Origin of the sequence: Nitrosospira lacus (genome assembly GCF_000355765.4) — a bacterium.
GTDB classification, from domain to species: Bacteria; Pseudomonadota; Gammaproteobacteria; order Burkholderiales; family Nitrosomonadaceae; genus Nitrosospira; species Nitrosospira lacus.
Genome location: NZ_CP021106.3, coordinates 2,434,911 through 2,455,070 on the forward strand (window position 1 = coordinate 2,434,911; position 20,160 = coordinate 2,455,070).

The window sequence follows — 20,160 nt, forward strand, 5'->3', positions numbered from 1 at the left end:
AATGTCCATGCAATCCGACATCGTCCGTTCAACACTATTAATTCTGGCCCTGGCCGTCGCGGGTATTCCCGGCGCATTCGCCGAGACCGGCGCCGGGACTGGCGACGTGGCTTCGACCAAAAAGCGCGAAGCTTCCGCAGGATCCGGAGGCGGCCACCAGCATTACGCGCAATCCGATATGGCGGCTAGGCCGGGTCCGGATGGCAAGCTCGCACCCAGGCTGCAGAACCTGGGTACGGATACATTCCCCGTCAGCACGCGCAACAAGCTGGCACAGCAATACATCAACCAGGGGCTGAACCTCGCCTATGGGTTCAACCATGCCGAGGCGCGCCGGGCATTCCGTGAAGCGGCACGGCTCGATCCTGGACTTGCGATGGCCTACTGGGGTCAGGCACTCGTGCTCGGCCCCAACATCAACGCAATGATGGAACCGAACGAGGAGCCGCAGGCTCTGGAGATCGTGCAACAGGCCAAGTCGCTCATGGCGAAAGCATCACCCAGAGAGCGTGCGCTCATCAATGCTCTCGAGAAGCGTTACTCGGGGAATCCCGAGAGCCGGACAACGAACGACAAGGCTTACGCGGAGGCGATGCGGGAAGTGCACCAACGTTTTCCGGATGATCCCGATATCGCGATGCTTTATGTAGAGTCGGTGATGGATCTGCGTCCCTGGGGCTACTGGATGCGCGATGGCCAGCCGTACGAGGGAACAGCCGAAATTGTCGCACTCACCGAAGAAGTGATGAGGCGCAATCCGAAGCATCCCGCCGCGCTGCACATGTATATTCACCTCATAGAACCGACCAGCACGCCCGAACGGGCGGAAAAGGCAGCCGACACCCTGCTGACGCTGATGCCGGCGGCGGGGCACATGATACACATGTCATCACATATCTATCAGCGCGTGGGCCGCTACGCCGACTCGATGAAGAGCAATCAGCTTGCCATCGCGGCCGACGAGGATTACATCGCGCAGTGCCGCGCCCAGGGGTTATACCCCATGATGTACTACCCGCATAACATTCACTTCCTCTGGTTCGCGGCGACGGGAGACGGTCAAAGCAAAGTTGCAATCAAATCCGCACGGGAAGCCGCCAGCAAGGTAGACGATGCAGTGCTGGAGGCGATGCCGCTGACGGCGATATTCCGCATGGTGCCGTATTGGGCGCTTGCGAGGTTCGGCCACTGGAAGGAAGTTCTTGAAGAACCCGCCCCGCCATCTACTAGCCCGTTTCTGAAGGGAAGCTGGCACTATGTACGCGGCCTCGCGTTTGTTGCCACCGGGCAGTTGCAACAGGCCGATCAGGAACTGGGTGCGTTGCGCGAAATCATGAAGAACCCGGCGCTGGATCTCCCCCTTTTCTCGAAAAATACCGCGCGCACCGTGCTGAGCGCCGCACCCGAGGTGCTCGCCGGCGAGATCGCCGCGGCGCGCGGACAGTTCGATCAGGCTATCGCGTACCTTGAACAAGCTGTTCGCCTTGAAGACGCCCTGATATACACGGAACCATCGGAATTCAGCGTTCCGCCACGGCTGACCCTCGGCGCCATCCTGCTGGAGGCAGGACGTCCGGCCGAAGCGGAAACCGTGTACTGGGAAGATCTGCGGCGCAATCGCAACAGCGGGTGGGCGCTTTATGGATTGATGCAAGCGTTGCGCGCACAAAAGAAGGACGATCAGGCGACGCTCATCGAGGCACGTTTCAACGAGGCCTGGGCGCGTGCCGATGTGAAACTCAGCGGATCACGCTTCGGACGCCGGGATGTAAAGATGTAACCACTACCCAATATCCCCAAGGAATCTTTGAATAAGTTCCCTTGCCGGCAATGCGCGCCACGGAAGACTTATTTCAGAGATTCCACCCCTGAGGAGCCCTGCTGCAAGCTTGCCATTTCTGTTCGTTGTTGATGTATGTTTCTATATTTCTCTTCCACCCTCAGTCTTTGGTCTTCAATTTTCCCTCATTCGCCGCTATGAATGCACGGATATCATCCGACATATCCACCAGCTTTAACCATTGCTCTTTGTAAAGCGTCACGGGAAACCTGCCCATGCCGTACACCGAGAGTGCTCCCTTTTCGCTCACCTTCATGGTGATCCCCGTACTGGCTCCTTTTTTGAGTGCTTCGTTTTCTTTACGCAATCGCTCCAACTCGGCTTTCATGTCCTCGTCTGACATCATTCCTCCCAGATTATTGTGTTACCCGATAAGTATGCCTTTTTTTAATCTGAAGCACGATCTTTGGCTATGATAGCGTGACTAAAAAACGTGGGGAACCACTGAACAATCCGTCAATCCGGTAAAATATCTTGAAGACTGATAAAATGGAATTGAATGACGTTATCCGGGACTAATTGATAAGTGCCCGGCTAAGTCAAAAACATTGATGGAAGTCTTCTCAGAAGGACTGCGCATCACGTCACCGCATCGGTTGTTGCCGTACTTTCACCTTCCATCTTGAATTCGTCGTCGTTACATTTAACCTGAACCCGGCGGTTGACCGTTTATCTTTTCAATTAGGCACCATGATCCACAAAGACATATACGCTTGAGCTTCACCTTTGTGGTGAGTTTCACTACAACTACCGGATTCAGGTTCAAAGAAGAACGCCCATGCGCAATCCATTTCAAAATGATGCTTTAGGCAAATTTATTTTGCGCCTTACGGTTGGCACGCTGATACTGCTGCATGGAGTATTCAAAATGCTCAATCCAGGCTCTCTCGAATTCATCAGCAAGCAACTTGCCGGGTTTAATTTACCTGCAGTTCTGGCTTACGGCGTTTACGTGGGCGAAGTTATTGCGCCACTAATGATTATTCTGGGAATTTTTTCTCGCCTGGGTGGATTGCTGGTTTTTGGCAATATGATATTTGCATTGGTACTGGCACACCGCAGCCAGCTTTTCTCGCTAACGAGCAATGGCGGCTGGGCACTTGAATTGCAGGGTTTCTATTTATTTTCCGGCCTCGCGATATTATTCCTTGGTAGCGGTAAAATGGCGATCAGACCGGATTGATCCGACAGTCTGCCAAGTTTGAAGAATCGAGGCGGCGGATTCCTTTAAGTCCGGCAGACCGCCGATTACCACTCACAATGTATGGATGGATTGGTTATGCACGTAAAACCCTCACAATCCCCTGGTTCCACCAATTCCGGACAATGCAGATGGCATGCGGTTGCGGATATGCCGGAACTGCAGAGCGTAGCGCTGAAGATGATACTCGACAGTGCCGCCACGGCGATCCGGATGCGAGGACAGTTTCACCTCGTACTCGCGGGCGGCGACACGCCGCGCGCAATCTATAAACAGCTGCGGTCGGCACATACCGACTGGTCAGCCTGGTATGTCTACTTTGGCGACGAACGCTGTGTGTCGCCCACCGATCCCAGGCGCAACTCGGTTATGGCCGGAGAAACGTGGCTCGATTATGTCGAAATTCCGGCGGATCAGCTGTACACAATTCCCGGGGAACTCGGTGCGGATCTGGCGGCTTGCGAGTACGCGCAGACCTTGAATACCGTCGGCATATTTGATTTAACGCTGCTTGGGCTCGGTGAAGATGGCCATACCGCTAGCCTGTTTCCCGGTCACGAATGGGGAGCTGAGCCCGATTCGCCTGACACGCTGGCGGTGCTGGATGCGCCCAAGCCACCGCCTCAGCGCGTTTCGCTGAGCGCGGCAAGACTCAGCCGTTCAAGACAGGTCATATTTCTCGTCAGCGGCGAGTCCAAGCGGGATGCGGTAATGCGCTGGCGCGCAGGTGAAAATATTCCTCCGCGGGCAATAGCACCGGAGAAGGGAGTTGATGTGCTGGTGGAATCCGCTTTACTCTAGCGTCTCCAAGCGGCTATTTATCTTATTAAATCTTATTTATTATCTTTGGATTCGTCATCTTTTGGCTTGAATCTGAACCGGCACAAGTTACCGCCGTGGACCATGCATTCATGTTGCTCCACTGTGCTTTCGGTGAAAGTCTCCATCAGACCCCTGTCAAGATGGCAAATGTCGGTATCTCTCACCGCCATCCTGTGAAAGACGCAATTATCGGCTTCTATTACCGTCTCGCCACCCGGAAATGTAGCGGTTTTGGCGTTATAACCAAGCTGCTCCATCACCTCGGCGAGCTTCTCGACTTTCTCTGCGTGCGTAGTCAGACCGGGATGTTCGCTGCGAAGCTGACGTCCGACACCCGCACCAATCTCGCCCAAGCGCCTGCTCATGTTTTCCGCCCCCTCTTCCTGCTGAACGGAAGCCACCACAAGTTGTGCAAGCCATGAATACTGGCGCGGAAAGCTCTCCCGTCCAAGCTCGCTAAGAATATAAAGCTGTTGAGGACGCCCCCCTCCTGAGGGTCGGGTGGCACCGGTCTCCACCAATCCTGCCGCTTCCAGCGAGGCAAGATGCTGCCGTACCGCATTGCGCGTAATTTCAAGTCCTTTCGAAAGCTCATCTACGCTCAGGCCCGGCTTGCCCCTGCGCAGCAGCTTGAGCAATTGTTTCTGCCGTTCACCCATAGTATTAAGCATTTGGCTTCCTTCCTTTCTCCTGTCTGTATTATAAGAAATTATTATGGAATGCATTATTGTCTGCTCCATCTATCAACAGAATACAACATTAAGACACTTTAAGCATGGAAAAGTTGACAAAACATCCCCGATGTTTTATGGTTTTCTCGACTCAAAGGATAATACAAATGTTCATCACTGTCGATGAACCCACTTAAAGGAGATACCTTTATGAGAACAAGGACATTTTTTGCGGCGATTTCCCTTGGTTTGTTGGCCGCCTGCGCCCAGATGAGCCCCCTCGAAGCTGTTCAGAACACCAATGTTCGCAAAGCTGCTCAGAATGCCCGAACCCGAAGCGACCATGATGCCTTGACGAAGTATTTCGAAGGTAAGGCAAAGGAAATGCACTCGAAGGCTGAGGAGCAGAAAAAATTGCTTGAGCACTATGAGCAAAAAAGCTACCTCTATGGCCGGCAGGCTCAGGATCTGAAATCCCACACCACGGCATTGGTACGCAAGTACGAAGAAACCGAACAGGCAAGCATAAAAGAAGCTACCGCGCATCGGCAAATGGCAAAGGAAGCGGCCGGCGCCGAGGGCCGCGTCGTGGATAACGCTTCCCAAACACGCCCGCAGCACAACTAAAAGCTGGGACCACTCCTTTCACGCTCTGGATATCCTGAATTCGGAATAATTGCACGCCGGGTTATTCTCTCCAGGCCGGGAAACCCGGCAAACGCCGGAAAAAATCCATGTCGTGGTTGGGCCAAAGCTCCGCGTCTTCCTTGCGGCCTAGCGCCTTGAATTTGCGGATACTCGCCAAGGCCAGCGTTTCGTTATCCTGCCAACAATAGCCCGGTGCAATTTCCTCCGACAAGTTCTCACACAGATCGGCCGCATCGCCGCACAGGATGATGGGCTGGCCCTTCTTTAGCTCGATAAATAGTGACATGTGCCCCGCCGTATGGCCAGGACTGGTGATGGCGTGCACACCCGGGGCTACCGGGTATTCGCCCACTTTCACCCGCCATTGATCCGCGGGGGCCAGTTCGCAGGCAAATACGCTGTCATCCAGCCCGGTATTTGCCGCAGCCAATTCATCGCCTTGTATATGAACCTCGCAGCCCGGCAGATCGCAAAGCCCGCCCACATGATCAAAGTGCAAATGGCTGATGAACACGAGGTCTATATCGGATGGCACAAGCCCCAGTTGCGCCAGGTAGCGCGGAATGCGCTGCGCTTCCTGCATGGCGGGCGCTTCCACCAGCGGACACATGGGGTCAAAATACCTGGCGCGCAAAAGCGGATCGGCCACCTTGCGATAATCGCATCCCGCATCGTAAAGAATGCGCCCGTTTGATGTTTCGATCAAATAGGCGAGTATCGGCGCATCGATGAATTTGCCATGACCGCGATTGCGCGTCGAGATGGTTTTCTCATAGCGGATCGTGCCGGTGAGCAGCGGCCACACCTTCGGAGCATGGGACATCATTGGGATTCCAAGCGTCGGGAATAGCGGTTCATGTCGCTATCAAAAGAATTACGCAGGATTATGTATGATATCCAGAAAGATCCTCACTTGGCACCTTTTGATGGGGAAAGAAAGTATCATGAATTCCGTCATTCCGGGCTTGATGCGGAATCCAGTCCGAACCTGCAACGGTATACATCGAACACTGCTGGACACGGAGCGCCACCGGTACGACGTTTGCACCATTTACCCTGATCCATGGTACCCCACAAAGTACCCCGAAAAAATTAGTCAGCAGCCGTCCGCGAAGCGAATGCTCATCAGTTTGGATTTTCAGAAATGCCCATACATCAATTAAAAGCGCTGGGACAGTCTGTCTGGCTCGATCATATCGACCGCGATCTTGTCCACGGCGGCGGCCTGAAGAAAATGGTGGATGAAGGTGAAATATCCGGCCTCACCACCAACCCGGCCATGTTTGCAAACGCCATCGGCTCAGATGCCGGATATGCGGAAGAAATACGCGCCCTCCTCCACCAGGGGCATCCCCCGGCAACCGTTTGCGAGAAACTTGCCGTTCCGGAAATAGCCGCCGCAGCCGACTTGCTGCACCCGGTTTATGAAAATACGCACCGCCGCGATGGCTACGTCTCCTTGCAGGTCGCTCCGGCATTTGCCGATGATACCGCAGGGACAATAGCGGAGACCCGCCGCCTGTGGCGAGCTGTGGAACGAAAAAATCTCCTGATCAAAATTCCGGCTACCGAGGCCGGCATCCCGGCTATCACCCAACTGATCGCCGAGGGCATTAATGTCAACGTTACGCTGATCTTTTCGCAAGCCCTGTACGAGCGTGCTGCGCATGCTTACCTGGATGGATTGGAGCAGCTCATTGCACATGGAGGAAATCCGGCCCCTGTTGCCAGTGTAGCGAGTTTTTTTGTCAGCCGTCTCGATGCCGCGGTCGATGCCCTCATCTCTTCTCACCTCAACCAATGCGGCTGGATCAAAACCTACAATGCGCTGGAACGCGAATTACTCAGAAATCTGTTTGGCAAAGTCGCTATCGCCAATGCCAAAGTTGCCTGCGAGCGCCAGCAGGCGATCTTCTCCGGTCCCCGCTGGGATGCGCTCGCCACGCAGGGCGCCCAAAAGCAGCGGCTTCTCTGGGCCAGCACCGGAATCAAAAATCCGGCTTACCGGGACGTAAGATACATCGAGGAACTGATCGGCCCCAACACCGTAACCACCATTTCCCCGGCAACACTGGTGGCTTTCCGTGAGCATGGGAAAGTGCGCCCCAGCCTGGGGGAAGATGTTGCAAGAGCAACCACCCTTTTAAGCACCCTCAAGACGTTGCGCATCTCGCTCGACGATATCGCAAGCAGATTAACATCCGGTGGAGTAAAGCAATTTAGCGCCGCATACGAAAAACCCATTAATGCGATTCAACAACCTTTTCCTTAGTATCTTCCGCATGATGAAGTATCTGGGATACGAAATGTGCGGAAACATTCATTACAAAAGGCACCAGCAGGATAACCACAAGCAATGCCAGCAAAGCGGTGTTGACGCTTACCCCGATCTCTCCGCGCATGACTTTCTTGAAGAACCACGCACACACCCCGATAACACCTACCAGGAACGCGGAGCCAATCATTATGTACTCGCTGTCATCCATCATTCTGAATCCGGGCGTTGGAGAGATTGAATATGCAGTGATCTGGATGACCGTCCCGTGGTAAATTCGCCATAAAAGTGAAAGCCGGGGTAGCGCAGAAAACCATTGTGGATCATAGAATTAAGCTGAATAAATAAGTGCTGGACCAGCGGTTTCAGGATCATATCCCCAATTGACACCTAACACCATCATAGACCAGATTGGCACTATCAGCCGGAAGCAATAGGATCGATACGCCCTCCCCGTTGAAGGAAAAGGGCTATCGGTTAAAAGACTACGCTTGGCTCGGATGCAAAAGATTAAGTATCACGATTAAAACAGTAAACAGGATGGCCATAACCCCATAAATCGGACATCTTAGGCTTATTTGATTGACCGACGAGCTTCAAACAATTAGTATATGCACCTCTTCAATTCCCCGATAGCTCAGTCGGTAGAGCGACGGACTGTTAATCCGCAGGTCCCAGGTTCGAGCCCTGGTCGGGGAGCCAAAACCTCCAATAAATCCAAATAGTTGCGATGATAACCCCGAGGGGGTATCAGAACTTATGCCCGGATTTGCGTCCAAAAGTAACCCCTAAAACCCCACTATTGCAGGTGGGAGAGTATCTCCCCCTGGGATGGCGCTTGTCGTTAAAGTGGATGAATTGCCAGATCCAGTATCAATAGCGTCTTCTGTGCGAGGATTTAGATAATGACGGCAGCAAACGATCAAAACCCAGTCTATATTAATAATATGTCTGGACCTATGGGTCTCTTGATTAACTGGTAAGCTCGGGACGCTTCCCAGTCAATTAAGGTTGCGCATGTTGGATACGTCCTGTTGGTGACATGCAGCAGCTCTTGCCCTGTGCAGAGTCGTAGAGTGCTATGTCGTGTTCACAAATGTCCGTATAGAGGGGGTTATGCCATGAAAAGTATTAGTATCAAAATTTTTATGATCAGTTTCATGCTGTTGGTTGCAGCGTCAGCAAGAGCTGATCTAATCGAAGACAGAGCAGATGGGAAGCAAAGAGCTGCGACAACAGGTCGGCATGTTTTACCTGGAGGAACAGGTCCTACAGGAAACTCTATCTTGTCAACCCAAGCCAGAGCTGGAAGTATGTCCGATCCAAAGGGGCCCACACCCAATCCCTACACTCCAGCAACTGGAAGCGCTTCTCTAAGCTCTAACGCCACGGGAGAGTTTTACAATGCGAAAGCGAACGCTGATATAAAGTGGAGTCCCGGAGTCTGGGATACGAGCCCCAGTTCAGCCAGCGTGACGAGAATTAATACTCAGGCCGGCGATGAGTTTGCTCTTGCCGTCGCTCACATTGCAGATCCCGCGGACTATACCCTTTTTTTTGATCCTGCTTTTACGCCTGAAATCATATTTAGCCTCATGCTTGAGTCAGGCTTGACCGTTGCAGCCGCGGCTACTACTCATGATACTGCTACCGCTTCGATCTCAGGAATATACGCAACCAGTTTGCTAGTCGATCCACTATGGAATTTTTCTTGGGTTGCTGATTCCTCCAGCCCTAGCCTCTCCTCCTTCACTTTCCATAGCAATCCGGTGTTAGGGTTGGATGATAATGTTATTCATAACCAGTTTCTGAGTAGCGTCATAAGCTCAGGTGGTATTCATACACTCAGTAGTGACTTCACCATTTCTGCGTCGCTTTTTCCACAGCTTCCATTGGGTGTCAACCAGATTACCTACCAATTCGGGGGGGAAGCTGATTACTTGGCCCAAGCCCAAACAGTGCCGGAGCCAACCACTATCACCCTAGTCGCTATCGGCACCCTTGGTCTGCTCAGCTATGGTTGGCGACAACGAAAGCGAGCTACGTGACAAGGGACCAAAAGTCCGTGCTTATCCGCATCCATGCTATCGCCGCCCGGATGTGTACTGCTCGGCGAGCTTTCACTTGATTTTTGAGCGCTTGAATGAGGTAATAAATTTCGCAAGCTAAGCTGCTTTCTTAACAAAGCGAAGGGGCAATTCAATTTCAAGCCGAATGGTTCGTAGTGAGGCCTGATCGGGGAGCCAATAAAACAGAGACTTACCATTGCATTGGAAGTCTTTGTCCTTTCTTAGTAGCCCTATAGTAGACAAATCATGCAATGCATAATAGTAGCATTGCCCAAATAACTCTGCGAAATGACTTCCTTCCTGAAATGCCTTTCTTCTGTTCCTATATTCTAGCCTGGGGGTCCTCATATCAAGGCTGTGGGAATTACAAGTTCGAAAATCTATATTTGGAATGAAAAATTGCTAAGTTAAATTTTTCTATTCCTCCTTGACCCTTAGTTTCTTATACTTGCACCAGTAGCAGTTCCATAACGAGTAAAAGATTGCTTAGACGGATAACAAATATAGGGGCATTCGGAATTGAAATTTGAAGAAATCCATATCCTAAATTTTAAAGGGATTAAAGAAGGTACGTTTCGGGCAACTGATTTTTCTTGTTTAGTGGGTGAAAATAACGCTGGTAAATCTTCAGTTTTGCAAGCAATTGTAATTGGTTTGACACGTCCAACCACCCTTGCATCAACACTCTTTTATGATCAGGCGGTACCTGTAGAACTGACATTACGTTTTTCTGCAATATCAAATGATCACCTTAAACGTTTAGCTCAAGAACACCGCTCAAAAATAGAAGAAATAATCTATGAAGGTACGTTAATTCTAATCGTTCGCTATAAATTCGGTCAAAAGGTAGAAGTCAAAGTTCTTCGAAAAACCCCTATAAATGAAAATTATAGAAAAGCCTGCATTGACGGACTTTTGAAAGGAAAAAAAGGGGTAGAACTCAAAGAAATATTTCAAAAAACTTACCCTGAATTATTAGAGTTGGTGCCAATTGATTTAACTATCTCTAAAGCCAAAACCTATCTAGATGAATGCATCTCTAAACTTGACTCATCGCATTTTGCGCTAGATGAGGCACCTTTGCCATCGGGGATAAGCTCATCAATAACGGCTTTGTTACCTGAAGCCATTTACATTCCTGCCGTTAAGAACTTAACTGATGATCTAAAGACGTCACAAACAACCTCATTTGGCCGTTTATTAGGGCTTTTATTAGAAGAAATGACTCCAGACCTTGGGTCTATAAACGAGTCTTTAAAAAGATTAAATGAGATTTTTAACAAAGTGATTGCTGATGATAAAGTCATAGATAACCGACATCAAAATGTTAAAGATTTAGAAAATCTTGTAGAAGGTTTTTTGAGTGAAAACTTTCCTAGAGTTAAACTTGAGTTATGCATACCTCCTCCCGAACTGAAAACAATTTTGCATACAGCCCAAATTTTCGTAAACGACGGTGCTCATGATTTAATTGATAATAAAGGCGATGGTATAAAACGGTCTTTGACGTTTTCTTTATTGAGAGCATACGTTCATCAATTAAGTAAAAAAGAAAGGCAAGAAGAAGATCCTGCTGAACATCCCCTAATTTTTTTATTTGAAGAACCAGAACTCTATCTACATCCGAAATCACAAAAAGTTCTTTTCGGTACTTTAGCTACCATCTCAAAGTCTCACCAGGTGGTAGTGACAACACACTCACCCTTTTTTTTTGCTCCTGGAGTTACCGCAAATTTTGTAAGAGTCGCAAAAATAGAAGATTCCCCGAAGTCAATATGTCTTTTGTATGATGTAAACTTTAAATTGGATGCAGGAAGTGCAGAGGTTTTTAAATTAGCGAAATTCGAAAATGCTGATGCTGCATTCTTTAGCACACAAGTGGTCTTGTTCGAAGGTGAATCTGATGATTCATTTTCAAAGCATCTAGCTAAATTAATCAATCCATCTTGGGATTTCGAACAAAAAAGCATTGCACTAGTAAAAGTTTCAGGAAAAGGCAACTTTTCAAGGTATCGAGGTTTTTTCGAGAAATTTGGTATTAGGGTAAAAATTGTTGCAGATCTGGATGTGATTTTTAATGGCTATCATCATCTAGGGGCCACTCCAGGTGTTACCGAAATCAAGAATGCTGCAGTTAGAAATATCGATGAGCGTATCAAAGCTGCAGATTTGAGGTGTGAGCCAACAACCAGCCAAGTCAAAGATAAAGTCAATCAAGATTCATGGCATCAGAAGTATATTCTCGCAAAAACAATACTTAGAAAAATGCAAGAGACACAATTAATTGATAAAAAGGCACTGGATGAGCTTGATGAGCTTTTTGATTGGGAATCTGAAAGTGCCCGAGTGGCAGCATGTAAGCAAGATCCATTAGCAGCATCAGCTCTATTGCCTTTGTTAGATTCTTTAAAAGAAGAAGGAATTTATATTTTTTCAAGAGGGGCTATTGAAGATTATTATCCCAATACAGTTCCCAAAAAAGGAACTAAGCCTGAAAGGGCGATTCTGGCGGCTTCTTTAATTAAAACTAAAGCTGATGTATTGGGTTTAAGTATGCCTCTTGCGAACGGGAGATCACCCGAATTAGTTGAAATTTTTGAACATATTTTTCAGGGATTATGAAGAATATCGTAAGTTCAAAAAGTACTGTTCAAGCTGGTAATGTAACTTACGAGCTTCATTCGTTAGGCTGGAAAGCGTTCCAACATCTATGCGTTTCAATAACAGCTGAAATATGGGGCCAATCCGTTCAGGCTTTTAGTGATACAAATGATGGTGGTCGGGACGGAGCTTTTCATGGAATGTGGAATCCTTCGCCCACAGATAGCTTTGTAGGAGCATTCACAGTTCAATGCAAATTCTCCTCTCGTGTAGGATCAAGTCTTACGCTATCCGATTTGTCAGACGAATTAGCTAAAGTTAGACGTTTGGCTAATCGCGGGTTAGCAGACAATTATTTCCTTTTTACTAACGCTATCCTAAGTGGGAAATCTGAGGAATTAATACGGGCGGCATTTCTTGCTATATCAAATATAAAAAACTTTAACGTCTATGGATCAGAAAGAATCTCACAAATAATTAGTGAATCTCCACGACTCCGGATGCTTGTGCCTCGGATCTATGGTTTAGGTGATTTAAGTCAAATTATGGATGAAAGAGCGTATGTTCAAGCGCAAGAAATATTAAGTTCCTTAGGTGATGAATTAGCTAAATTTGTCATCACGGATGCCTACCAGAAAAGTGCAAGAGCTTTAATAGAACATGGTTTTGTCATATTATTAGGTGAACCTGCGTGTGGAAAGTCCACTATTGCTGCCGCATTGGCAGTTGCAGCTTTAGATGAATTCAATTGTTTTACCGTTAAAATTCGGGATGCTGATGACTTCGTAAGGCATTCCAATCCAAATGAAACCAAACAATTCTTTTGGATCGACGATGCTTTCGGAGCAACACAAATTGACTGGCAAAGCGCTATTGAATGGAACAAGGCTCTTCCTCATATTCAAGCTGCGATTAGACGTGGGACGAAGGTTGTATTTACATCAAGAGATTACATCTATCGCTCAGCTAGGAGGGTGCTCAAAGAGTCTGCTCTTCCACTATTAAGAGAATCACAAGTTATTATCGAAGTTCAAAAATTAAGCAAATCTGAGCGTGAACAGATTCTTTATAATCACATCAGATTGGGCACACAAACAAAGGATTTTAAAAGTTCAATAAAGCCTTATTTGCCAGCCGTGGTAGAAAATTCAATGTTCACTCCTGAAATCTCTCGAAGACTAGGCAACCCCACCTTCACCAAAGACCTAGCATTAAATCCATTCGCGATAGAAAGGTTTGTCGCCAACCCAATGGAATTGCTACAGGAGATCATACGAACTCTCGATCCATATAGTAGGGCAGCAATAGCTCTAGTATTTATAAGAAGCGGTAATCTACTTAGCCCTATCTCATTGACGGACGAAGAGCAGAAATTTGTTGCTTTGATGGGTGGTTCAATGACGAATTTGATACCTACTCTTGAGTCCTTAAATGGGAGTTTATTAATACTGGTAAAAAACGAAGGAAATTATTCTTGGAAATTTAAACACCCAACTATTAGAGATGCTTTTGCTGAAATTCTTTCCGAAAACCGTGAGTTGATGGACTTATATTTAGCTGGAACACCTGTTCACCAACTCTTTGCAGAAGTATCTTGTGGAGATATTGGTTTAGAAGGGGTGAAAGTAATTGTACCCAGAAATAGATTCGAAATAGTAATAACTAGAATAAATTTATTAATGAATAATAAAAGAGAGTACCAGGACAGTATTTATCAATTTTTGGCAAATCGTTGTACAAAAGAATTTTTAGAAATATACATTTCGACTAACCCAAATTTTATTTCCTCATTACATATTTATTCCTACATTGAATATGTTTCAGATATTTTTGTTATTTTACGTTTAAATGAGTTTGGCTTATTACCTGAGGATCTACGCAAAACTCATGTTAACGAAATACAAAGATTGGCAATAGAGACCCCTGATAGTGGTTTCAGTAGCCCACAAATTCGAAAATTACTTACTTCTGACGAGTATTTAAAAATCATCGAAGATGTGCGTATAAATCTTTTGCCTGGGTTGTCTAATTGTGTGGACGAGTGGCGTCGTTCTTATAACGACGATGGAGACCCGGACGAACATTTTTCACCTCTCATTACGACCTTTCGAGAATTAAAGGATTTGTTTGAACAAAATGAAGATGTTTTAACGATGATTGATGCAGGTCTAAATAGTTTAGATAAAGTAATTGATGATATCAAATCTGACATACAGGATAATTCTAGTCCTCATGAAGATTATCGGGATCATATAAAAACTGCTTTTTCTTCTAGCGCACGTTCAGTGTTCGATGATGTTGATCACTAGATAGTATATTCTGCCGTACAGTTATTGACAGAACTCCAAGGGTGCAAGACTAATCTGATGTAAGGTCGTAAGCTTCCCCCTTTGAGAGACCAGCAAAAAGTAGAACTTTCTGGCAGGATTTTGCCTGGAGGTTCAAATGAAGAGATCACGATTTACGGAAAGTCAGATTGTAGGGATTCTGAAGGAAGCCGATAGCGGGGTTGCGGTCAACGAGATCTGGCGCAAGCATGGGATCAGTTCGGCGACCTACTATAAGTGGAAAGCCAAGTACGGCGGGCTTGAGGTTTCCGAATTGGTGCGTGTGAAAGAACTGGAAGCGGAAAACAGCCAGCTCAAGCGCATGTATGCGAACCTGGCGCTGGAGAATCGTAAGCTTCCCCGTCAAGTAGACAGTTCAGAAGTAGAACTCTTCCCTGCGAGCAAACGCTCACGGAACACAGCCGGGGGCAGGCTTCCCAGCGCGTCATGGGGTCGTTCTTCGTTATAGCTCTGAAGCCACTGGTGCGTGATTTCCCGTACTTCCTCAAGCGATGTGAACAGCCAACTGTCGAGCACTTCGGTCCGGTAGGACCGGTTGAAGCGCTCGATGAAAGCATTCTGGTTCGGCTTGCCCGGCTGTATGAAACGCAATTCAATACCCTTGTCCTTGCACCAGTCGGCCAGATACTGCGAGGTCAGTTCGGGGCCATTGTCGAGCCGTATCGCTTTGGGCAGTCCGCGCCAAGCTTCCAACTGTTGCAAAGCTCGCACAACGCGTTGGGCCGGCAGGCTGGTATCTACCTCAATGGCCAACGCCTCTCGCACGCCTTCATCCAGAATATTCAAGGTGCGAAATCGCCGTCCCTGATAGAGGCTGTCGCTCATGAAGTCCAGCGACCAGATCTCGTTGGGCCACAACGGTGCGTCCAGCGGCTGCATCGGCCTGATCAAGCGCCTCTTCGTGCGACGCGGCAGATTAAGCTTCATGGCACAATACACCCGCCAGGTGCGCTTGTGATTCCATGCATGACCGGCTAGCCGCAGCCGGTCGTGACATTTCCAGAACCCCCAGCGGCCATGCTTGGCAACCACCGCATTGAGCGCTTCAACTACGGGTGCATCACGCGCTGCAAGCTTGTTCTCTTCCCGGTAATACGCCGCCCGTGACAGGTTCACCAGTTGGCAGGATCGTCTTACGGATAACCTCTGATCCTGCGCCAGGCGGGAAACCATGTCCCGGCGCTCAGGCGGCGCTACAGCTTTTTTAATACCGCCTTGATCGCTTCATTCTCCAGCGCCAGGTTCGCATACATGCGCTTGAGCTGGCTGTTTTCCGCTTCCAGTTCTTTCACACGCACCAATTCGGAAACCTCAAGCCCGCCGTACTTGGCTTTCCACTTATAGTAGGTCGCCGAACTGATCCCATGCTTGCGCCAGATCTCGTTGACCGCAACCCCGCTATCGGCTTCCTTCAGAATCCCTACAATCTGACTTTCCGTAAATCGTGATCTCTTCATTTGAACCTCCAGGCAAAATCCTGCCAGAAAGTTCTACTTTTTGCTGGTCTCTCAAAGGGGGAAGCTTACGGTTCCACTGCTTGGCTAGTGATATGGGGAAATCTTTACGTTTCGCATTGGGTCCACCCATCAAAGTAACAAAACGGTCCCACCTGCCCTCATCTGCGGCCTCCCTGAGCTCTTGTAGTCCTTCGGCGACTCCTACCCCACTCATACGGCGTAACTCTCGCCATAGCGTTACAGAAGGCCCACCAATCTGCTGAAATTGACGTATTCCCCAAGTTCTTGCCCAGACATTTACCCGTTCTGCCGCGCTTGTGGGGTCTTCTCCATCGATATCACAATCCAGACCATAACCATCGATGTTCTTGGCGATGTACTTCGCAATATAACTAGCGCCAGTACCCTTTGACCGATCTATGCGTTCCTCTTTATAACGGTGCTTGGCGGCACCAGGCTCATCCCCATCCTCACGCATGGCATAGTCTCGAATGACGTTCCCAACCTGTTTAACGTCATTTTGCGGCATGAATAACAATAGATGCCAGTGAGGTGTTCCATCGTGTTGAGGCTCGGCAATCCGGAAGCCATAGACGTGTATGCCCATGCGGTGCAGCTTGGCCCGCATTCTTGCCCATATCTGAGTGAGATAGGTTTGCGCTTGACGTGGGGTAATGGTCTCTTCATATTTTGGATTCTTGCGCCCCGTTTCTGAAAACCTTGCATGCATTTTGGAAGGGCAGGTAATGGTATAGAACACGCCAGCGTCTCCCCGAGCCAGCGCAACCTTATCAAACCCTGCAATGCGAGCCATCAATTCATTGCGGCGAATCTTCGGATTCGATACGGAAACATCAGCCAATTGCTGAAGGGTATATTCCTGCCCCCGTTCGTTTGTCGCGATGCACTGTTCAAGAATGGCTCGGTTACGGCGATCCAGTTTCTGGCGTCTTTTTAAAGTCTCGTGACTGACGTACTTGCCTTTACGGCTGTGAACCAGTCCCAAGCGAATAGCGCCATGTTCGAATTTTCTGCAATAGACTTTGCGTAGTGCCCGACGCCACCAGTACTCATCAGCCAGACGTGCCGGAACTCCTGTAACGGTTAGAGGCTCATTGAGGTCGTTTATTCCTGTTACAGGGTTATTTTTTCCTGTTACCGTTACTGTTACAGAGAAGGGTTTCTGTTTCTTTTCCTTTTTATCACTCCACGGCGGAGTAACACCGTATATCTTCTGAACGAGATCGCAGAGGGCTCGCGCCGCGTAAGCGGAGTTTTTGAACTGAAGTTGCATGGTGGAAAATCGGCCCGCCAACATACGAGCAAATGCAACGATGTCCTCATCGCTTGCATCAAGGCTTAACGATTTACTGGTAAGCTCATTAGAAAGCTTATGAAGAAAAGCTTCGGCTTTTTCTTCCCCATGGGCATCATATAGACGCACATATTCCTCATGCATAGGGAACGCCAAACAATCGGGATGACGGCTGAGCAGGTCAGAACTGAATTCTTCCTGTTCCGGGAAATAAATAATGCCGTCGATAACATAGGCTCCTTCCGGCACGGTTAACGGCCATGAATGGGCTATCATTTCCGGCCCGTATCGCTGGTGGATTTACGGATACAGGACTCGATGTAGTACTCCAAGTCCTGCAACCGATAGCGAACGGCACGGGAGCCGATCTTGATGAACGGCACGCGAGCCCCTGCCCACCGGTCCCGTTCAAGAAATGCCTTGCTGAGACCCAGATAATGAGCAGCCTGGGTGGTATTAAGTAATTGCGTTTGCATGCCATGTCTCCTATTGGTTGAGCATGGAGCAAACCTTATTGATTTAAGTAAATGCTAAGAATGCCGCTACGCGCTGGGATATATTTATGTGCGCAGGAATAAACAAGGTGTAGTTTGATTTGACAAACAATGGCAGATTTGAATTGCCGCTAGGTACCAAGAAGAGACGGTCAAGCGCAAATAAAACGAAAAAGCCACAAAGGGACATTTTCCCCTTTGTGGCTTAAACCTTCACCCCATCAGTCACAATGGTCTGGATGATTTGCTGAACCAATGCAAAGACCGATGCCTGAAGGTCTGAATAAATGCCCATTAAATGTTTAGGATTACGCTGATCGAATGCCGCGTGATGCAGCATGAATAACTCCGTTTTCTTGACACATGCTGGCTGCGAGCCGCAGAAAACTCGGTCCACATCACATGTGCTGCAAAACGCATATCCATCTGGCTTGGTTGGGAAGTAAGTGGCTGTCCGCGCTGAAAGGCCGTGCTTCATCGCATTAAAACGCGTACGCTGCGCCTCTTCCTTGGTGGGATGCCCTTCCAGGTTAGCGGCGGTTGCTGCTCTTCCCTCTTCAGTACGCGGACCCGTGGCATTCGCCCAGGCCTTCATCAGCCCTTTTTCCCAGCCGACCTGCTCGCATTCCGCATCACACCGAGGGCAGTTACCGTAGTATGTGAATGGGTGATACGTCAGATCTGGCGCATCTTCAACACGCGTTGGCGCCGCCTTGAACGTGCGATAGCACGGCGAGCAGTAAAAGGTAATTTCGGAAAGGGGTTTGGAACGGTCTATCGCCATGCTTCAGAGTATCGCGTATCATGGCAAGCCAGAAACAGGGAGGATTACGGCGAAGAATGGGCGAACATCAAGGCCCTCTTCTCGTGTAATGCACATAGCTTAGACCCAGTCAGGTCTTAAATGAAAGAGGAGCAATGACTAATAATATTAATCAAAATGAAGAAATAGACGCCGGTCAAAAAATAATTGATCAGGCGATAGAAGATTGTCGAATGAACATCGTAAGACACAGCAATGCACCCGTCATGGAAGTCATCGTCGGATTGTTATTAGCCGGATTAATAATCGCCGGTTTACTGCAAGTAAGTAAACTCGAATTAGAAAGTCGGAGTCAAAATTATTTCACAATTCGTTCTGAAGTGGAAGCCGTTCGATATGAACGCAATAAGTTAAGCGAGGAGATGGCTCGACTACAAAAAATAGTTGCCGATCACCAAGTAATGAGCTCCTCGCAGAAAAGCGATTTCGCTGACCTAAATAAGCAACTGGCAAAGGTAAATAATGAGATTTCCCAAAAACAGAACGCATTGACAGAGGGTATAAAGAGCTACAGCGAAAGACCTCTTTTGTCCGACCACATGCTTTATGGCGGAGGAGCAATTGTGGTTCTCATCATTGCTTTGCTTGGAGGTACATATCGTCTTCACTTGCGAGAGATTGCAAAAAACGAACAATATAAGTTGGCATTTCATAGAATCCGGATCGCAGCTAATAACGCCCAGTCACCAGGTTTTGATAGTGAAGTGCGTGCTGCACTTACACAGGATGCATTCGATGTTCACATCGAAGAACGGACTATATTCCAGCGTAAGAAAATTGAAAGTCCATTACCCGGCCTACCATCGAGCGATCTCGCTACCTCGATAGTTAATCGTCTTCTTGACGAAGTTCATATTGTTTTTCAACCTAAAGAGAAACCAGCAAGAAAATAATAATGGGCCACTTTGAGAAATACTGCTTACTGGCCCATAAAAACTCGGAGATTTAAAGATACACAGGTAGGAGAGACTTTGTAACCCAGATATCTAGTAAGCAAATTTAGTTACATTATCAAATTAAATCTTACCGCAATTAAGCTGCTTTCTTAACAAAGCGAATAGGAAATTCAATCTCAAGTTTAGTGGTTCGTAATGAGACCCGATCGGGGAGCCATCATGCCTTACTAATCCAGTCTATTCATCAGTTTTTTGACACAGAACTCAATCCTGATTCATCCTTCATTGCTACGATCTGATCGATGAAGGAAGAAAGGATGGCCCCCATTTATTCTGGTTGCACGTAATACTCACAATATCCTGCATCGAATCCGTTCTCTCCTGTGCGTCAATTTCATCAATTGACATTGGACATTTCCTCTTCCCTGGAGGGACACGAATTGCAAATTCAGTTCATTTTATTGACGCTTCAATTCTCGCACGCATTCCCGTGAGGTCAGCCATATTTGGCGCCTTTCTTCCGTGCAGCTCGAGCATATGAAATATTTTTTCAGCTACGGGCAATAGTATAAAAGTGATCCTAGAAAGGGCTTGGAACGGTCTATCGCCATGCTCCGCCGCATCGCGTATCACAGCAGGCCATAGCCAAGAGAGAGTTCCGGCGAAGGTAACCGAAAGAGGAAGACAATAAAAACCCGCC

The 20,160-nt window shown here is 48.1% G+C and carries 17 protein-coding genes, 1 tRNA gene and 1 pseudogene; 11 read left to right on the top strand and 8 right to left on the bottom strand.

All coding sequences use genetic code 11. The features are described 5' to 3' along the window. The first annotated feature begins 7 nt into the window (after positions 1-7). Positions 8-1,780 (top strand): hypothetical protein, encoded by a 1,773-nt coding sequence (locus EBAPG3_RS11045; protein WP_004176063.1) that lies wholly within the window; start codon positions 8-10, stop codon positions 1,778-1,780. Positions 1,781-1,940: 160 nt separating this feature from the next. On the opposite strand, the gene EBAPG3_RS11050 is transcribed toward EBAPG3_RS11045, so the two are convergent. Then, on the bottom strand, positions 1,941-2,186 hold the full coding sequence (locus tag EBAPG3_RS11050; RefSeq protein ID WP_227869201.1) for a hypothetical protein: 246 nt from the start codon (positions 2,184-2,186) through the stop codon (positions 1,941-1,943). A gap of 432 nt (positions 2,187-2,618) precedes the next feature. On the opposite strand from EBAPG3_RS11050, the gene EBAPG3_RS11055 reads away from it, so the two are divergent. After that, on the top strand, positions 2,619-3,023 hold the full coding sequence (locus EBAPG3_RS11055; RefSeq protein WP_004176060.1) for a DoxX family protein: 405 nt from the start codon (positions 2,619-2,621) through the stop codon (positions 3,021-3,023). 168 nt (positions 3,024-3,191) lie between these two features. Beyond that, on the top strand, positions 3,192-3,842 hold the full coding sequence (gene pgl, locus EBAPG3_RS11060) for a 6-phosphogluconolactonase (protein WP_004176058.1): 651 nt from the start codon (positions 3,192-3,194) through the stop codon (positions 3,840-3,842). A 32-nt stretch (positions 3,843-3,874) separates the two neighbouring features. Here the strand turns inward: pgl and EBAPG3_RS11065 are convergent, their stop codons facing one another. Further along, the gene (locus EBAPG3_RS11065; protein ID WP_004176055.1) at positions 3,875-4,534 is read right to left on the bottom strand and encodes a helix-turn-helix transcriptional regulator; all 660 of its coding nucleotides are present in this window, start codon (positions 4,532-4,534) and stop codon (positions 3,875-3,877) included. Positions 4,535-4,744: 210 nt separating this feature from the next. On the opposite strand from EBAPG3_RS11065, the gene EBAPG3_RS11070 reads away from it, so the two are divergent. After that, on the top strand, positions 4,745-5,161 hold the full coding sequence (locus tag EBAPG3_RS11070; protein ID WP_004176053.1) for a hypothetical protein: 417 nt from the start codon (positions 4,745-4,747) through the stop codon (positions 5,159-5,161). Positions 5,162-5,222: 61 nt separating this feature from the next. On the opposite strand, the gene EBAPG3_RS11075 is transcribed toward EBAPG3_RS11070, so the two are convergent. Beyond that, positions 5,223-6,008, bottom strand: coding sequence for an N-acyl homoserine lactonase family protein (locus EBAPG3_RS11075; RefSeq protein WP_004176051.1), 786 nt, complete (start codon positions 6,006-6,008; stop codon positions 5,223-5,225). A gap of 318 nt (positions 6,009-6,326) precedes the next feature. On the opposite strand from EBAPG3_RS11075, the gene tal reads away from it, so the two are divergent. Further along, complete coding sequence (gene tal / locus EBAPG3_RS11085) at positions 6,327-7,454, top strand: transaldolase (RefSeq protein WP_004176049.1); 1,128 nt, start codon at positions 6,327-6,329, stop codon at positions 7,452-7,454. Here the strand turns inward: tal and EBAPG3_RS11090 are convergent. Next, positions 7,426-7,671 carry a hypothetical protein gene (locus tag EBAPG3_RS11090; protein WP_004176046.1) on the bottom strand — a complete coding sequence of 82 codons (246 nt, stop codon included), beginning with the start codon at positions 7,669-7,671 and terminating at the stop codon, positions 7,426-7,428. The genes tal and EBAPG3_RS11090 overlap by 29 nt on opposite strands. A gap of 412 nt (positions 7,672-8,083) precedes the next feature. Here EBAPG3_RS11090 and EBAPG3_RS11095 point away from each other — a divergent pair. The 5 genes and pseudogenes from EBAPG3_RS11095 to EBAPG3_RS11115 form a co-directional block, all read left to right on the top strand. Continuing rightward, positions 8,084-8,159: transfer RNA gene (locus EBAPG3_RS11095), tRNA-Asn, on the top strand. A 419-nt stretch (positions 8,160-8,578) separates the two neighbouring features. After that, the gene (locus tag EBAPG3_RS11100) at positions 8,579-9,505 is read left to right on the top strand and encodes a PEP-CTERM sorting domain-containing protein (RefSeq protein WP_040851686.1); all 927 of its coding nucleotides are present in this window, start codon (positions 8,579-8,581) and stop codon (positions 9,503-9,505) included. Between the two features lie 540 nt (positions 9,506-10,045). Continuing rightward, complete coding sequence (locus tag EBAPG3_RS11105) at positions 10,046-12,148, top strand: ATP-dependent nuclease (protein ID WP_004176039.1); 2,103 nt, start codon at positions 10,046-10,048, stop codon at positions 12,146-12,148. Beyond that, positions 12,145-14,436 (top strand): nSTAND3 domain-containing NTPase, encoded by a 2,292-nt coding sequence (locus EBAPG3_RS11110; protein ID WP_004176037.1) that lies wholly within the window; start codon positions 12,145-12,147, stop codon positions 14,434-14,436. The genes EBAPG3_RS11105 and EBAPG3_RS11110 overlap by 4 nt, the downstream gene beginning before the upstream one ends. 136 nt (positions 14,437-14,572) lie before the next feature. Then, a pseudogene (locus EBAPG3_RS11115) lies at positions 14,573-14,803 on the top strand (transposase); the annotation flags it as partial. A 14-nt stretch (positions 14,804-14,817) separates the two neighbouring features. On the opposite strand, the gene EBAPG3_RS11120 reads toward EBAPG3_RS11115, so the two are convergent. The 4 genes from EBAPG3_RS11120 to EBAPG3_RS11135 all read right to left on the bottom strand — a co-directional run bounded on the left by EBAPG3_RS11120 (position 14,818) and on the right by EBAPG3_RS11135 (position 18,525). Next, a protein-coding gene (locus EBAPG3_RS11120; RefSeq protein WP_418304113.1) for an IS3 family transposase occupies positions 14,818-15,932 on the bottom strand; the annotation gives its coding sequence in 2 pieces (ribosomal slippage) (positions 14,818-15,671 and positions 15,671-15,932; 1,116 coding nt in all). Then, the gene (locus EBAPG3_RS11125; protein WP_004176034.1) at positions 15,874-17,523 is read right to left on the bottom strand and encodes a replication endonuclease; all 1,650 of its coding nucleotides are present in this window, start codon (positions 17,521-17,523) and stop codon (positions 15,874-15,876) included. The genes EBAPG3_RS11120 and EBAPG3_RS11125 overlap by 59 nt, the downstream gene beginning before the upstream one ends. Next, on the bottom strand, positions 17,520-17,723 hold the full coding sequence (locus tag EBAPG3_RS11130) for a helix-turn-helix transcriptional regulator (protein WP_004176031.1): 204 nt from the start codon (positions 17,721-17,723) through the stop codon (positions 17,520-17,522). The genes EBAPG3_RS11125 and EBAPG3_RS11130 overlap by 4 nt, the downstream gene beginning before the upstream one ends. Before the next feature lie 223 nt (positions 17,724-17,946). Further along, positions 17,947-18,525, bottom strand: coding sequence for a hypothetical protein (locus EBAPG3_RS11135; protein ID WP_040851706.1), 579 nt, complete (start codon positions 18,523-18,525; stop codon positions 17,947-17,949). 134 nt (positions 18,526-18,659) lie between these two features. On the opposite strand from EBAPG3_RS11135, the gene EBAPG3_RS11140 reads away from it, so the two are divergent. Further along, the gene (locus EBAPG3_RS11140; RefSeq protein ID WP_004176024.1) at positions 18,660-19,457 is read left to right on the top strand and encodes a hypothetical protein; all 798 of its coding nucleotides are present in this window, start codon (positions 18,660-18,662) and stop codon (positions 19,455-19,457) included. The last annotated feature ends 703 nt before the right edge of the window (positions 19,458-20,160 follow it).

Bases quoted from the DNA above. Each gene is read 5' to 3' on its own strand.
- EBAPG3_RS11045 (WP_004176063.1), top strand. From the start codon at position 8: ATGCAATCCGACATCGTCCGTTCAACACTATTAATTCTGGCCCTGGCC.
- EBAPG3_RS11050 (WP_227869201.1), bottom strand. From the start codon at position 2,186: ATGATGTCAGACGAGGACATGAAAGCCGAGTTGGAGCGATTGCGTAAA.
- EBAPG3_RS11055 (WP_004176060.1), top strand. From the start codon at position 2,619: ATGCGCAATCCATTTCAAAATGATGCTTTAGGCAAATTTATTTTGCGC.
- pgl (WP_004176058.1), top strand. From the start codon at position 3,192: ATGCCGGAACTGCAGAGCGTAGCGCTGAAGATGATACTCGACAGTGCC.
- EBAPG3_RS11065 (WP_004176055.1), bottom strand. From the start codon at position 4,534: ATGCTTAATACTATGGGTGAACGGCAGAAACAATTGCTCAAGCTGCTG.
- EBAPG3_RS11070 (WP_004176053.1), top strand. From the start codon at position 4,745: ATGAGAACAAGGACATTTTTTGCGGCGATTTCCCTTGGTTTGTTGGCC.
- EBAPG3_RS11075 (WP_004176051.1), bottom strand. From the start codon at position 6,008: ATGATGTCCCATGCTCCGAAGGTGTGGCCGCTGCTCACCGGCACGATC.
- tal (WP_004176049.1), top strand. From the start codon at position 6,327: ATGCCCATACATCAATTAAAAGCGCTGGGACAGTCTGTCTGGCTCGAT.
- EBAPG3_RS11090 (WP_004176046.1), bottom strand. From the start codon at position 7,671: ATGATGGATGACAGCGAGTACATAATGATTGGCTCCGCGTTCCTGGTA.
- EBAPG3_RS11100 (WP_040851686.1), top strand. From the start codon at position 8,579: ATGAAAAGTATTAGTATCAAAATTTTTATGATCAGTTTCATGCTGTTG.
- EBAPG3_RS11110 (WP_004176037.1), top strand. From the start codon at position 12,145: ATGAAGAATATCGTAAGTTCAAAAAGTACTGTTCAAGCTGGTAATGTA.
- EBAPG3_RS11125 (WP_004176034.1), bottom strand. From the start codon at position 17,523: ATGATAGCCCATTCATGGCCGTTAACCGTGCCGGAAGGAGCCTATGTT.
- EBAPG3_RS11130 (WP_004176031.1), bottom strand. From the start codon at position 17,723: ATGCAAACGCAATTACTTAATACCACCCAGGCTGCTCATTATCTGGGT.
- EBAPG3_RS11135 (WP_040851706.1), bottom strand. From the start codon at position 18,525: ATGGCGATAGACCGTTCCAAACCCCTTTCCGAAATTACCTTTTACTGC.
- EBAPG3_RS11140 (WP_004176024.1), top strand. From the start codon at position 18,660: ATGACTAATAATATTAATCAAAATGAAGAAATAGACGCCGGTCAAAAA.